Origin of the sequence: Pseudomonas oryzagri (assembly GCF_020831405.1) — a bacterium.
In the GTDB taxonomy this organism is placed as follows: domain Bacteria; phylum Pseudomonadota; class Gammaproteobacteria; order Pseudomonadales; family Pseudomonadaceae; genus Geopseudomonas; species Geopseudomonas oryzagri.
In genome coordinates this window covers 283,461-296,141 of the sequence record NZ_JAJHPU010000015.1, presented here as the reverse complement: position 1 = coordinate 296,141, position 12,681 = coordinate 283,461, and the positions used below count along the sequence as shown (strand labels likewise).

The following is a 12,681-nucleotide window of genomic DNA, read 5'->3' as shown; positions in this document are numbered from 1 at the left end:
GCGTGGCCGGTGGGCGGCAGATCGCAGGCCCTCCATGATCGTCAGCGTCGCCGCCGGCCTGCTATCCTCGCGCCCATGAAAACCTCGACGCTCCCCCTCGCCCTGATCGCCGCGCTGGCCGACAACCGCGTGATCGGCATCGACAACCGCCTGCCCTGGCACCTGCCGGCGGACCTCAAGCACTTCAAGGCCCTGACCCTCGGCAAGCCGATCATCATGGGCCGCAAGACCTGGGACTCGCTCGGCCGGCCGCTGCCCGGGCGGCTCAACCTGGTGGTCAGCCGCCAGGCGGACCTCGTCCTGGACGGCGCCGAGGTGTTCCCCTCCCTGGAGGCGGCCATCGCCCGCGCCGATGCGTGGGCGCGTGAGCGCGAGGTCGACGAGCTGATGCTGATCGGCGGCGCCCAGCTGTACGCGCAGGGCCTGCCTTTGGCGCAGCGCCTCTACCTGACCCGCGTGCACCTAGCGCCCGCGGGCGACGCCTGGTTCCCGGCTTTCGCCGAGAGCGACTGGCGACTGGCCGAGTGCGAGGCGCACGCGGCGGAGGCCGCGGCGCCGGCGTACGCCTACGAGACCTGGCAGCGCGCCTGACGCGACTCGGACGCAGGGCGACAGCGCCCTGCTGACCTTGCCCGCTGCTGGCGCAGGCTTCCTTCACTCTTCCCGGCGCAGGCGGAAGCGGCACACCGCGCCGCCGCGCACCATGCATTCGCAATGCTCGACCGCGGCACCGGCCAGGCTGCCGATCAGCGCCAGGTCGAGCTCGCAGACCGATGGATGGCGGCTGGCCAGGTGGTGGAACACGCAGTTGTGGGCGACGATTTCCGTCCCGCCGCCGCTGCGGGCGATCAGTTCCGCCTGGTAGCCGACCTGGTTCATGTGCGCGACGATGCGGGCCTCGTCCACCGCCTGCTGCTCCAGACTGGCCGCCAGCCGCCGGCCCAGGCCACGCATCAGCGCCACCAGCTGTTGCTCGCCGAGCAGCTGCACCACCTCGCCGAGCAGCAGGTCGGCGAGCAGTTGGTACTGGCGGGGAAACAGCTCGCGACCGCGCTCGCTGAGCCGGTGCAATTGCTCCGGGCGGCGCCCTGTGGGACGGGTCGGCCCGCGCTCGACCAGCCCGTCGCGCCCCAGCGCGGCCAGGTGCTGGCGCACCGCGGTGCGGGTCACCTGCAGCTGCGCCGCCAGGTCGTCGATGCTCATGCCTGTCGGCTGGCAGAGCAGGGCGGCGAGCAACTCCTGCTGGGTGTGGCCGAGACCGGGAAACATAGTCGCCTCGCGCGTAAGAGCTGTGATCGATCTGCTGTCCCGCAGCGTTGCGCGGGCTCGCGAAGTCGCCGTCAGGCTCCAGGGGCGGGGCGCCGCGAGCGCCCCGCCGGTGGCGTCAGAACTTCTCGGGGAACTGCTTGGCCAGCGCGTCGGCCAGGGCATCGGCGATGCCGAGGATGTGCTCGTGCATGGCGTGCCAGGTCTTGGCCTCGCCGGCGTAGTCGGCCTTGGCCAACTGGTCGATCTGGCTGATGTGGTGTCCGCCGTGGGCGCTGAGCAGGGTTACCAGGCTGGTCTCGGGCAGATAGGGGTTGGCCTTGGCGAGGAAGGCGGCGATGGCCTTGCCATTGGTCTCCAGCAAACCCTTGGCGGCTTCCTGCTTGGCGCTGTCCTTGGCCACGCTGGCGTCGCTGTAGCTCTTGATCGCGTTCCAGTGGCCAGCCAGCAGGGTGAGCATCTGGTCGGCGGCCGGTTGGCCGTACAGCGGCTGCAGGCTGTTGGCGATGGCGGTGGCATTGGCCACCACCTCCTTGGCGGCGGTTTCGGCCTGGGCGGCATTGCCGGCCTGGTTGGCCACCGCGTAGTTCCTGACCCAGAAGGTATGTTCGACCCACAGGTCGCGCAGGGCCAGGCGGGTGTCCAGGACCTTGACGGAGGTGGCGGGCGGGCTGGTCGGCGCCAGGGCGGGTTGTTGGCTCCAGGCCTGCGGTGCGCAGAGCGCAATCAGTAGCAGAGCCAGAATTCGGATGATCATGACGGTACCCTCTCGAAATGGATGGCCCCCAGAAACAATTAAAGCAGCAAAAAATGCCGAAATAGGCCGCGACCAGGCCAACGGACGAGTGGCAGGCGGCTTGCCGACCGGCGGCCGCCACGGCAGGCCGGAAAAACAAACGCCCCGCAATGCGGGGCGTTTGTCATGGCGGGGGCGGCGGACGCTTAGTCCTCGAGCAGTGCCTTGTTGCGCACTGCGCCCTTGTCGGCGCTGGTGGCGAGCAGAGCGTAGGCCTTCAGCGCGGTGCTGACCTTGCGCGCACGCGGCGCGGCCGGCTTCCAGCCCTTGTGGTCCTGGTGCAGGCGGCGGGCCTTCAGCTCCTCGTCGCCGACCAGCAGGCTGATGCTGCGGTTGGGGATGTCGATGAGGATCTTGTCGCCTTCCTCGACCAGGCCGATGGCGCCGCCCGCGGCGGCTTCCGGCGAGACGTGGCCGATGGAGAGGCCCGAGGTGCCGCCGGAGAAGCGGCCGTCGGTGAGCAGGGCGCACTGCTTGCCCAGGCCCTTGGACTTCAGGTAGCTGGTCGGATAGAGCATTTCCTGCATGCCCGGGCCGCCCTTGGGACCTTCGTAGCGGATCACCACGATGTCGCCCGGCTTCACCTCGTCGGCGAGGATGCCCTTCACCGCGGCGTCCTGGCTTTCATAGATGCGCGCGTTGCCTTCGAACACGTGGATCGACTCGTCGACGCCGGCGGTCTTCACCACGCAGCCGTCCAGGGCGATGTTGCCGTACAGCACGGCCAGGCCGCCCTCCTGGGAGTAGGCGTTTTCCACGCTGCGGATGCAGCCCTCGAAGCGATCGGTGTCCAGGCTCGGCCAGCGGGTGCTCTGGCTGAACGCGGTCTGGCTGGGGATGCCGGCAGGGCCCGCCTTGAAGAAGGTGTGCACGGATTCGTCGGCGGTCTGGGTGATGTCCCACTCGGCGATGGCGTCGGCCATGGTCGGGCTGTGCACGGTCGGCACGTCGGTGTGCAGCAGGCCGCCACGGGCCAGCTCGCCGAGGATACTGATGATGCCGCCGGCGCGGTGCACGTCTTCCATGTGGTACTTCTGGATGTTGGGCGCGACCTTGCACAGCTGCGGCACGCGACGCGACAGCTGGTCGATGTGGCGCAGGTTGAAGTCCACCTCGGCCTCCTGGGCGGCGGCCAGCAGGTGCAGGATGGTGTTGGTCGAGCCGCCCATGGCGATGTCCAGGGTCATGGCGTTCTCGAACGCCTTGAAGCTGGCGATCGAGCGCGGCAGCACCGACTCGTCGCCTTCGCCGTAGTAGCGCTGGCACAGCTCGACGATCAGGCGGCCGGCGCGCAGGAACAGCTGCTCGCGGTCGCTGTGGGTGGCCAGGGTGGTGCCGTTGCCCGGCAGCGACAGGCCGAGGGCTTCGGTCAGGCAGTTCATCGAGTTGGCGGTGAACATGCCCGAGCAGCTGCCGCAGGTCGGGCAGGCGCTGCGCTCGTACTCGGCGACGGTCTCGTCCGAGCAGTTGTCGTCGGCGGCGGCGACCATGGCGTCGACCAGGTCGAGGCCGTGGGCGGCCAGCTTGGTCTTGCCGGCTTCCATCGGCCCGCCGGAGACGAACACCACCGGGATGTTCAGGCGCAGGGCGGCCATCAGCATGCCGGGGGTGATCTTGTCGCAGTTGCTGATGCACACGATGGCGTCGGCGCAGTGGGCGTTGACCATGTACTCGACGGAGTCGGCGATGATCTCGCGGCTGGGCAGCGAATAGAGCATGCCGTCGTGGCCCATGGCGATGCCGTCGTCGACGGCGATGGTGTCGAATTCCTTGGCCACACCGCCGGCCTTCTCGATCTCGCGGGCGACCAGCTGGCCCAGATCCTTCAGGTGCACGTGGCCGGGCACGAACTGGGTGAAGGAGTTGGCAACGGCGATGATCGGCTTCTTGAAGTCCTCGTCCTTCATCCCGGTGGCGCGCCACAGGGCACGGGCGCCGGCCATGTTGCGGCCGAAGGTGGAGGTTTTCGAGCGATAGTCAGGCATGGCGGATTCCCGGAATGCAGGCGGATACTGAGCTTTTCAGGATACCAGCGATTGGCGGGCGGGTGCAGCGGGCGGGGACGGGCGTGGCGCGCCTGGCGCGCCACGTGTCGGAAGAAGGGCAGGGTGGCAAACGGCCGCCGGCCTTTTCCACCGCTGGGCCCGGCCGGCTGGCCACGGCTGCGCCGTCGGCCATCCGGGCGGTGAGCCAGCCTCAGCTCGGCAGGATGCGGCAGGTCAGGCTCTTGATGTAGCGGGTCTCGTTGATCGCCGGGTGTACCGGGTGATCGGGGCCCTGGCCGCCGCGCTCGAGCAGCTGGATGTGGCGGTCGAGGTGGCGGGCGCTGGAGAGCAGGATGTTCTGCAGGTCGTCCTCGGGCAGGTGCATCGAGCAGCTGGCGCTGACCAGGATGCCGTCCTTGTTCAGCAGGCGCATGGCCTGCTCGTTGAGGCGGCGATAGGCGGCCTCGCCGTTCTTCAGGTCCTTCTTGCGCTTGATGAAGGCGGGCGGGTCGGCGACGATCACGTCGAAGCGTTCCTCGGCCGCCTTCAGCTCCTTGAGCGCCTCGAACACGTCGCCCTCGACGCAGGCCATCTTCTCGCCCACGCCGTTGAGCGCCGCGTTGCGCTCGACGCCGTCCAGCGCCAGTGCCGAGCCGTCCACGCACATCACCTCGGATGCGCCGAACACCGCGGCCTGCACGCCCCAGCCACCGACGTAGCTGAACAGGTCGAGTACCCGCTTGCCCTGGACGTAGGGCGCCAGGCGCGCGCGGTTCTGGCGATGATCGAAGAACCAGCCAGTCTTCTGGCCGCCCTGCACCGGCGCCTCGAACTTCACGCCGTTCTCTTCCAGCGATACCCACTCCGGCACTTCGCCGTAGGCGGTGGCCACGTAGCGCTCCAGGCCCTCGGCGTCGCGGGCGCTGGAGTCGTTCTTGAACAGGATGCCGGCCGGCTTGAGCACCTGCACCAGCGCCTCGACCACGGCGTCCTTGTGGCGCTCCATGGCCGCCGAAGCCAGCTGCACCACCAGGTGGTCGCCGAAGCGGTCGACCACCAGGCCGGGCAGCAGGTCGGAGTCGCCGTACACCAGGCGGTAGCAGGGCGCGTCGAACAGACGCTCGCGCAGGCTCAGGGCGACGTTGATACGGTGCACCAGCAAGGATTTGTCCAGCGGGTGCTTGGTGTCGCGGGAGATCAGCCGCGCGCAGATCAGGTTCTGCGGGCTGATGGCGACGATGCCCAGCGGCTTGCCGCCGGCCATTTCGAGGATGGCCTGGTCGCCCGGCTCGAACAGCGACAGCGGGGTGGCCGCCACGTCCACCTCGTTGCTGTAGACCCACAGGTGGCCGGCGCGCAGGCGGCGCTCGGCGTTGGCTTTCAGTCGCAGGCTGGGCAGGGACATGGGGCACTCTCGCAAAAAGCGCGGAGTATAGCGGAAGGCGGGGGCTCGGGCGCCTGCCGGCCGGCGCGCGAGGGTGAGCGGGGCCGGCAATCCTGCTATGTTGGCGCGCCCGTTTTGCCGTGTCCGCCGCCATGCCCGAATTGCCCGAAGTCGAAACCACCCGCCGCGGTATCGCCCCGCATCTGGAAGGCCACCGCGTGACCCGCGTGATCGTCCGTGAGCGCCGCCTGCGCTGGCCGATTCCCGAGGACCTCGACGTGCGCCTGTCCGGCCAGCGCATCGAGCGGGTCGAACGGCGCGCCAAGTACCTGCTGATCGCGGCCGAGCAAGGCACGCTGATCGGCCACCTGGGCATGTCCGGCAGCCTGCGCCTGGTCGAGGCCGGCCTGCCGGCGGCCAAGCACGAGCACGTCGACATCGAGCTGGATTCGGGGATGGCGCTGCGCTACACCGACCCGCGACGCTTCGGCGCGCTGCTGTGGAGCCTCGATCCGCTCAATCACGAGCTGCTGCGCAAGCTCGGCCCGGAGCCGCTGGGCGCGGAGTTCGACGGCGAGCGCCTGTACGCGCTGTCGCGCGGCAAGAAGGTGGCGGTCAAGCCGTTCATCATGGACAACGCCGTGGTGGTCGGCGTCGGCAACATCTACGCCACCGAGGCGCTGTTCGCCGCCGGCATCGACCCGCGCCGCGAAGCCGGCTCGATCTCGCGGGCGCGCTACCAGACACTGGCCACGGAGATCCGCCGCATCCTCGCCCTGGCCATCGACTGCGGCGGCACCACCCTGCGCGACTTCGTCGGCGGCGACGGCAAGCCCGGCTACTTCCAGCAGGAACTGTTCGTCTACGGCCGCGGCGGCGAATTCTGCATGACCTGCGGCGCCACCCTGCGCGAGATCAAGCTGGGCCAGCGGGCCAGCGTGTATTGTTCGCGCTGCCAGCGTTGATGGGTTTTCGGCCAGGCGCGGCGACCGGCGATTGACGGCGTTCACGCTGAGGCCGGACGATTCGCTGATATAGTTATCCTCACGTGCAACGCGGCAAAAGGACCCTGCGCATGAATCTGTTCCGTTCCACCGCTCTCGGCCTGATCATGACGACCGGTCTGGCCTCTCTTCCGCTGTCCGCGTCCGCCATGCAGGACAACGTCAGCGGCGACCCCACCTACACCCTGGAGGCGCCGCCGGCCTACGCCATGGCCGGCGACCTGATTATCGCGCGTCCGCTGCTGATCGCCGGCACCGCCGTCGGCGCCTTGCTGTTCGTCGTCAGCCTGCCGTTCTCGGCGCTGGGCGGCAACGTCGAGGAGGCCGCGCACGCGCTGGTGGTCGAGCCGGGCCGCGAGGCCTTCGTGCGCTGCCTGGGCTGCACCTCGTCTTGGGCCGACGGCGGCTCGTACCAGGACCGGAATCAGTACCAGCAGTGATGCAGTGAGCAAGGGCGCCCGAGGCGCCCTTGTCGTTTGGGGCTGTCGCCCGCCCGACCCCTTCGGGCAGAATCGGTATGCGCCTGCCAGCCGGCGGCGCTGCCGTGCTCATGCCCTGCGCGCACCCTCGTGCGCCCCATGTTCATCCCTGGCGGGACGCGGTAACGCGCACGCGAGGGAAAGGACTTGTCGAAAAACGCGCTCAACATGGCCACGCTGTGGCTGCTGGCCGTCCTGCTGGCGCTGTCGTTCTGGTTCAGTCCCGACTGGACTCGGCTGGCCGGCGGCCTGGCGCTGTTCCTGTTCGGCATGCAGTGCCTGGAGGAGGGGCTGCGCGTGCTGGCTGGCGGCGAGCTGGAGCGCTTTCTCGGCAGGGCCACCGAGCAGGCCTGGAAAAGCCTCGGCTTCGGCATCTTCGCCACCGCCCTGGTGCAGTCCAGCACGCTGGTTTCGCTGCTCACCATCGCCTTCCTCGGCACCGGCCTGATCGGTCTGGCGGCCGGCCTGTGCATCGTCTTCGGCGCCAACCTCGGTACCACCAGCGGCATCTGGCTGCTGGCGCTGCTCGGCCAGAGCGCGAGCCTCGCCGACGTCGCCCTGCCGCTGGCGGTGTTCGGCATCCTGCTGGGCTTCAACGGGCCGCGCAGCAAGGGCGTCGGCCGCGTCCTGCTGGGCATCTGCTTCCTGTTCTTCGGCATCGACCTGATGAAGACCGGCTTCAGCGACGCCACCGCCGTGTTCGATCCCCGCCAGTGGCTGCTGCCGGGACTGCCCGGCGTACTGCTGTTCGTCGCCCTCGGCGCCCTGGCCACGGCGGTGATGCAGTCCAGCCATGCCAGTCTGATGCTGGTGCTGACCGCCCTGGCCGGCGGCCAGATCGACCTGCCGCAGGGTTTCGCCCTGGCCATCGGCAGCAACCTCGGCGGCACCCTCACCGCCGTGCTCGGCGCGCTGGGTGGGGCCCGGGCCGGCAAGCGTCTGGCGCTGGCCAACGTGCTGTTCAATGCGGCGATCACCGTGCTGGCGCTGCTGCTGCTCGCACCGGCGACCCATCTGGTGCAGGCGCTGTCGCTGTGGCTGGGCATCGCGGGCAATCCGTTGCTGCAGCTGGCGCTGTTCCATACCCTGCTCAATGCTGTCGGCGTACTGCTGTTCATGCCCTGGCATTCCGCCCTGGCCGCCTGGCTGGAGCGGCTTCTGCCCGAGCCGGCCGAGCCGCAGGTGCTGATCGCCGAGGTGGGCAACGGGCAGGCGGAGAGCGCGTGGCCGCAGACCCGCGCCCGTTATCTCGATGACAGTGCGCTGGGCTCGGCCGAGGCGGCGGTCCAGGCGGTGGCCCACGAGCTGCAGCACCTGGCGCGCTTGAGCCTGGAGGTGATCTGCCATGCCCTGTACCTGCCGGTGGACCAGTTGAGCAGCCGGCAGATCGACGAGACGGTGCTGCGCAGCTCGGCGCAGACGGCCGGCCAGGCGCTGGACGCCGAGCAGCTGTACCAGCGCCACATCAAGGGGGTGTATGGGGATCTGCTGAGCTACATGGGCCGCCTGGAGGCGGCCCTCGACGAGGTGCACAGCCGCCTCTGGCTGGCCAGCCAGGTGGTGGCGCTGCAGCTGGTGGACGCGGTGAAGGACGCCAAGCACCTGCAGAAGAACCTCGGCCGGCTGCTCGCCGACGGCGAGCCGGCGGTCAGCGCCGCCTACGCCGAGCTGCGCCACCACCTGCTCTGGGTACTGCGCGAGGTACGCGCGATCAGCCTGCTCGACCTGCCGGCGGAGGCGCTCAGGGCGCGCCTGCAGTTCTTCGACGACGAGGCGGCGAACTTCGATGCGGCGTTCCGCGAGCGACTGTTCGCCGCGGTGCGCGCGCAACGCCTGGACGGTCCGCGCGCCAGCTCGCTGATGAACGATCTGGGCTACGCCAGCCGCATCGGCCAGAGCCTGCGCAACGTGCTGCTGCTGGGCCTCGACGAGGGAGGCGAGCTGATGCCGCACCTGCCGTTCCGCGGCGTGGGCGACGAGCCGTTGATCCGCATGGAGCCGAAATGAAAACGCCGGCCCGTGGGCCGGCGTGATTCGCCATCAGGCGTGCGGTGCTCAGGCCTTGCCGCTGATGATCAGGTACTTCTGCATCAGCTCGTCGCGGCTCTCGGCGCGGTTGGGATCGAGCGGGATGCAATCCACCGGGCACACCTGCTGGCACTGCGGCTCGTCGTAGTGGCCGACACATTCGGTGCACAGGTTCGGATCGATCTCGTAGATCTCCTCGCCCTGGGAAATCGCGCCGTTGGGGCACTCCGGCTCGCAGACGTCGCAGTTGATGCAGTCGTCGGTGATCATTAGGGACATGGGAACAACTCCTGGAGCAGCTACGGTCAACGTCCTATTGTGCCGCAAGCGCCGTTGACCTGCACCCGTTGCCTCAGCCGGCGAAACGCTCGCGCAGGGCCTGGGCGACGATCGGGTGGACGAACTTGTCGATGTCGCCACCGAGTGCGGCGATTTCCCGCACCAGGGTCGAGGAGATGTAGGAGTACTTCTCCGACGGGGTGAGGAACAGGCTTTCCACATCCGGCGCCAGCTGGCGGTTCATGTTGGCCAGCTGGAATTCGTACTCGAAGTCGGAGACGGCGCGCAGGCCGCGCAGCAGCACGTTGGCCTGCTGCTGGTGGGCGAACTGGGCGAGCAGGTTGGAAAAGCCGAGCACCCGCACGTTGGGCAGGTGGGCGCTGACCGCCTCGGCCAGTTCGACGCGCTTGTCGAGGCTGAACAGCGGATTCTTCTTCGGGCTGGCCGCCACGGCGATGATCACCTCGTCGAACAGCCGCGCGGCGCGCTCGATCAGGTCGCCGTGGCCCTTGGTGATGGGGTCGAAAGTGCCCGGGTAAAGCACGCGATTCATCCGGATGTCCTGTCGGCAGAGAGCGTGGAGGCCCGGATGGTAGCGCAGCGCCGACCGGGCGGCCAAGCCGTACCTGAGCCCCGGCTCAGCCTTGCAGCAGCGGCGCCTCGTCGCACACCCGGTTGCGCCCGCTGTCCTTGGCCGCGTACAGCGCCTGGTCGGCGCGCTGCAGCAGGCTTTCGCGGCCATCGCCCGGGCGCGCGCTGCTCACCCCGAAGCTGGCGGTGATCCTGCCGACCCCGGCGAAGGGCGTGTCCTGCACCAGGCGACGCAGCGCCTCGGCCAGCTGCCCGGCCTGTTCGGCGTCGGTCTCCGGGCAGATGACGATGAACTCCTCGCCGCCCAGCCGGCAGAAGCTGTCGATCCGCCGCAGGCGCGCGCCGATGCGCCGGCACAGCTCGGCGAGCACGCGGTCGCCGGCGTCGTGGCCCCATTGGTCGTTGATCCGCTTGAAGTGGTCGATGTCCAGCATGATCAGGCTGAGCGCACGGCCGCTGCGGTTGCGCCGTTCCAGTTCGGCGGCCAGCTGGTCGAGGAAGTAGCGGCGGTTGCGGATGCCGGTGAGCGGGTCGGTGATGCTCAGCGCTCGCAGCTCGTCCTCCACCTGCTTGAGGTTGCTGATGTCGGCGATGAAGCCGTGCCAGAGCACCGAGCCGTCGGCCAGGCGCTCCGGCATGGCTTCGCCGCGCAGCCAGCGCAGGCCGCGTCGGGGCAGCAGCACACGGTAGTCCGCCTGCCAGCGTTCCAGGGTGTGCGCCGAGTGCCGGATGGCGGCGGCGATGTGCTCGCGGTCCTCCGGGTGCAGGCGCGCGAACACCGGCGCGGCGTCGCTGCGCACGTCCTGCGGCTCGACCTCGTAGATCTCGCGGATGCCGGCGCTGGCGTAGGGGAAGCAGCTGCGGCCGTCGGCGAACAGGCGGTACTGGTAGATGGCGCCGGGGACCTGTGCGCCGAGCTTTTCCAGCAGAGCGCTGCGTTCCTCCAGGGCCTGGCGGGTGCGCAGGCGTTCGCCGATGTCGATGGCGATCAGCAGGTAGCCGCCGAGCTGGCCGTCGGCCTCGAGGATGGTGGAGAGCATCAGGGTCACCTGCAGCGGTTCGCGGTTGCGGCGCAGCAGGACGGTATCCAGCTCGCGGTGCTGGCGGCGTTCGAGCAGGGCGGCGAGGGTGGCCGGGACTCCGTCCGGCGCGCTGGCGAGGCCGCCGTCGGCGGCCAGGCGCGCGGCGTCCAGCAGCGGCTCGAGGGGCTGCGCGTGGATGTCGGTGCGCTCGAAGCCGAGCAGGCGCTCGGCGCCGGCGTTGAAGGTGCGGATCCGCCCGTCGCTGCCGACGCCGATGATGGCGACCTGGGTGGCGGCCTCGAGCAGCCCCTGCAGGCGCGCGTGGCTCTGGCGCAGCTCCAGCTCCAGCGCCTTGCGCACCGAGATGTCGACATGGGTGCCGATCATGCGCCTGGGCTGACCGTCGGGAAGCCGCTCGACCACCCGGCCGCGGGCCAGCAGCCACTTCCAGCTGCCGTCCTTGCAGCGCAGACGTTTCTCGCTGCGATACAGCGGGCTGCGCCCGGCCAGGTGATCGTGCAGGGCCTGCTGGCTGCGCGCGGCGTCCTCCGGGTGCAGGCGGCTGCGCCATTCCTCGGGGCTGTCGCCGATCTCGCCCTCGGCGTAGCCGAGCATGCGCTTCCACATCGGCGACAGGTACAGGCGGTCGGTGAGCAGGTCCCAGTCCCATACGCCGTCGCCGATGCCGTCCAGCGCCAGGGTCCAGCGCTCCTCGCTGACGCGCAGCGCCTCGCGACTTTCCTGCAGCTCGGCGGTGCGCCGCGCGACTAGGGCCAGGGCGCGCTGGCGCTGGCTGAGCAGGACGTACAGCAGGATGCCCAGCAGCAGGCTGAGGCTCGCCCCCGGCAGGGCGATGCTCCAGGCGGCCAGGGTGGCGTGCTGGCGCAGGAAGTGGACCGTGGGGCGAATCACCAGACGATAGTGGCCCTGGGTGGAGCGCAGGTCGCGGCTGACCTGCAGCGGGCTGTCGGGCGCCGGGCTGCCCAGGTGGTACAGGGGCGCACCGCCGGGGTGGTCGAGGTCGCGCAGTTCGACCGCCAGACTGTCCAGGGTCAGCGCGGTCTGCCCTTCTTCCAGCAACTGACGCAGGCTGATCGAGCTGAACAGCGCGCCGCGCAGCGGGGCGTTGTGGCGCGTGGCGTGCGGGGTGTCGGCGCGGGCGCGCACCGGGGTGGCCAGCAGCAGGCCGAGGCGGTCGGCCTCGTCGCCGCTGGTGAAGCGCAGCACGGCGCTGCGGCTGGTGCGGTCCTCGCGCAGCGCCTCTTCCAGCACGTCGCGGCGCGGACCGGGCGAGGCCATGTCCTGGCCGAGCGGCAGTTCGGCGACCCGCCGCGACAGGCTGAACAGCAGCGGGAAGTAGCGCTCGCGCGGTTGCAGCGGTTGCAGGCCGCCGGCGTTGTCCGCTTCGCGCAGCTGGAAATCGCTGCCGACCAGGGTTTGCGCCCCGCGGGCGAAGGCCTGCAGCTGGGCGTCGCGGTTGGCGGGGTCGACCTCCACCAGCGGCGCCCAGGACAGCACCAGATGGTCGCCGAGCAGCGGGCGGACGAAGCGCTCGAATTCGCTGCGGGTGACCGCATCGGAGTTCTCGAAGAAGCGCCGCAGGCTGTCGAGGTCGCGCTCGCGCACCGCGAGACGCTCCTCCAGGCGGCCGAAGCGCTCCGCGGCCAGGCTGTCGAACTGCTGGCGGCGCACGGCCTGGCTGTCGTGCCAGAGCTGGCGGGTGAGCAGGACGGTGAGGACGAGGCCGGCGAGGATCAGCAGGCAGCACAACGACCACTGACAGCGCCGGCTGCAGTGGCTGGGCGAGGTATCGAGGGGGGCGGACATGAATACTCCTTGTCCGCCGT

Annotated in this window: 11 protein-coding genes; 4 read left to right on the top strand and 7 right to left on the bottom strand. The window is 69.8% G+C overall.

What is annotated here, in order from left to right:
• Positions 1-75 precede the first annotated feature (75 nt).
• Entirely contained in the window at positions 76-591 is a 516-nt protein-coding gene (locus LMJ29_RS04700) for a dihydrofolate reductase (protein ID WP_229604349.1), read from the top strand.
• Positions 592-654: 63 nt separating this feature from the next.
• Here the strand turns inward: LMJ29_RS04700 and LMJ29_RS04695 are convergent, their stop codons facing one another.
• The 4 genes from LMJ29_RS04695 to LMJ29_RS04680 all read right to left on the bottom strand — a co-directional run bounded on the left by LMJ29_RS04695 (position 655) and on the right by LMJ29_RS04680 (position 5,452).
• Positions 655-1,269, bottom strand: coding sequence for a helix-turn-helix transcriptional regulator (locus tag LMJ29_RS04695; protein ID WP_229604348.1), 615 nt, complete (start codon positions 1,267-1,269; stop codon positions 655-657).
• Positions 1,270-1,384: 115 nt separating this feature from the next.
• Complete coding sequence (locus LMJ29_RS04690; protein WP_229604347.1) at positions 1,385-2,023, bottom strand: hypothetical protein; 639 nt, start codon at positions 2,021-2,023, stop codon at positions 1,385-1,387.
• 185 nt (positions 2,024-2,208) lie between these two features.
• Positions 2,209-4,047: a dihydroxy-acid dehydratase gene (gene ilvD / locus LMJ29_RS04685; protein WP_229604346.1), complete on the bottom strand. Its 1,839-nt coding sequence runs from the start codon at positions 4,045-4,047 to the stop codon at positions 2,209-2,211.
• Between the two features lie 211 nt (positions 4,048-4,258).
• Complete coding sequence (locus LMJ29_RS04680) at positions 4,259-5,452, bottom strand: class I SAM-dependent rRNA methyltransferase (RefSeq protein WP_229604345.1); 1,194 nt, start codon at positions 5,450-5,452, stop codon at positions 4,259-4,261.
• A 131-nt stretch (positions 5,453-5,583) separates the two neighbouring features.
• On the opposite strand from LMJ29_RS04680, the gene mutM reads away from it, so the two are divergent.
• From mutM to LMJ29_RS04665, 3 genes are all read left to right on the top strand, one after another.
• Positions 5,584-6,396, top strand: coding sequence for a bifunctional DNA-formamidopyrimidine glycosylase/DNA-(apurinic or apyrimidinic site) lyase (gene mutM, locus LMJ29_RS04675; protein ID WP_229604344.1), 813 nt, complete (start codon positions 5,584-5,586; stop codon positions 6,394-6,396).
• A gap of 110 nt (positions 6,397-6,506) precedes the next feature.
• Positions 6,507-6,875, top strand: a complete 369-nt coding sequence (locus tag LMJ29_RS04670; RefSeq protein WP_229604343.1) for a multidrug transporter — start codon at positions 6,507-6,509, stop codon at positions 6,873-6,875.
• A 207-nt stretch (positions 6,876-7,082) separates the two neighbouring features.
• Positions 7,083-8,921 (top strand): Na/Pi cotransporter family protein, encoded by a 1,839-nt coding sequence (locus tag LMJ29_RS04665; RefSeq protein ID WP_229604381.1) that lies wholly within the window; start codon positions 7,083-7,085, stop codon positions 8,919-8,921.
• Positions 8,922-8,969: 48 nt separating this feature from the next.
• Here the strand turns inward: LMJ29_RS04665 and LMJ29_RS04660 are convergent, their stop codons facing one another.
• The 3 genes from LMJ29_RS04660 to LMJ29_RS04650 all read right to left on the bottom strand — a co-directional run bounded on the left by LMJ29_RS04660 (position 8,970) and on the right by LMJ29_RS04650 (position 12,661).
• Positions 8,970-9,221, bottom strand: coding sequence for a YfhL family 4Fe-4S dicluster ferredoxin (locus LMJ29_RS04660; RefSeq protein WP_229604342.1), 252 nt, complete (start codon positions 9,219-9,221; stop codon positions 8,970-8,972).
• A 73-nt stretch (positions 9,222-9,294) separates the two neighbouring features.
• A complete protein-coding gene (gene coaD / locus LMJ29_RS04655) occupies positions 9,295-9,774 on the bottom strand; it encodes a pantetheine-phosphate adenylyltransferase (RefSeq protein ID WP_229604341.1) in 480 nt (159 codons plus the stop codon).
• 85 nt (positions 9,775-9,859) lie between these two features.
• On the bottom strand, positions 9,860-12,661 hold the full coding sequence (locus tag LMJ29_RS04650; protein ID WP_229604340.1) for a diguanylate cyclase: 2,802 nt from the start codon (positions 12,659-12,661) through the stop codon (positions 9,860-9,862).
• Between the last annotated feature and the right edge of the window lie 20 nt (positions 12,662-12,681).

Excerpts from the sequence above, each read along its gene's own strand:
- LMJ29_RS04700 (WP_229604349.1), top strand. The coding sequence starts at position 76 with ATGAAAACCTCGACGCTCCCCCTCGCCCTGATCGCCGCGCTGGCCGAC.
- LMJ29_RS04695 (WP_229604348.1), bottom strand. The coding sequence starts at position 1,269 with ATGTTTCCCGGTCTCGGCCACACCCAGCAGGAGTTGCTCGCCGCCCTG.
- LMJ29_RS04690 (WP_229604347.1), bottom strand. The coding sequence starts at position 2,023 with ATGATCATCCGAATTCTGGCTCTGCTACTGATTGCGCTCTGCGCACCG.
- ilvD (WP_229604346.1), bottom strand. The coding sequence starts at position 4,047 with ATGCCTGACTATCGCTCGAAAACCTCCACCTTCGGCCGCAACATGGCC.
- LMJ29_RS04680 (WP_229604345.1), bottom strand. The coding sequence starts at position 5,452 with ATGTCCCTGCCCAGCCTGCGACTGAAAGCCAACGCCGAGCGCCGCCTG.
- mutM (WP_229604344.1), top strand. The coding sequence starts at position 5,584 with ATGCCCGAATTGCCCGAAGTCGAAACCACCCGCCGCGGTATCGCCCCG.
- LMJ29_RS04670 (WP_229604343.1), top strand. The coding sequence starts at position 6,507 with ATGAATCTGTTCCGTTCCACCGCTCTCGGCCTGATCATGACGACCGGT.
- LMJ29_RS04665 (WP_229604381.1), top strand. The coding sequence starts at position 7,083 with ATGGCCACGCTGTGGCTGCTGGCCGTCCTGCTGGCGCTGTCGTTCTGG.
- LMJ29_RS04660 (WP_229604342.1), bottom strand. The coding sequence starts at position 9,221 with ATGTCCCTAATGATCACCGACGACTGCATCAACTGCGACGTCTGCGAG.
- coaD (WP_229604341.1), bottom strand. The coding sequence starts at position 9,774 with ATGAATCGCGTGCTTTACCCGGGCACTTTCGACCCCATCACCAAGGGC.
- LMJ29_RS04650 (WP_229604340.1), bottom strand. The coding sequence starts at position 12,661 with ATGTCCGCCCCCCTCGATACCTCGCCCAGCCACTGCAGCCGGCGCTGT.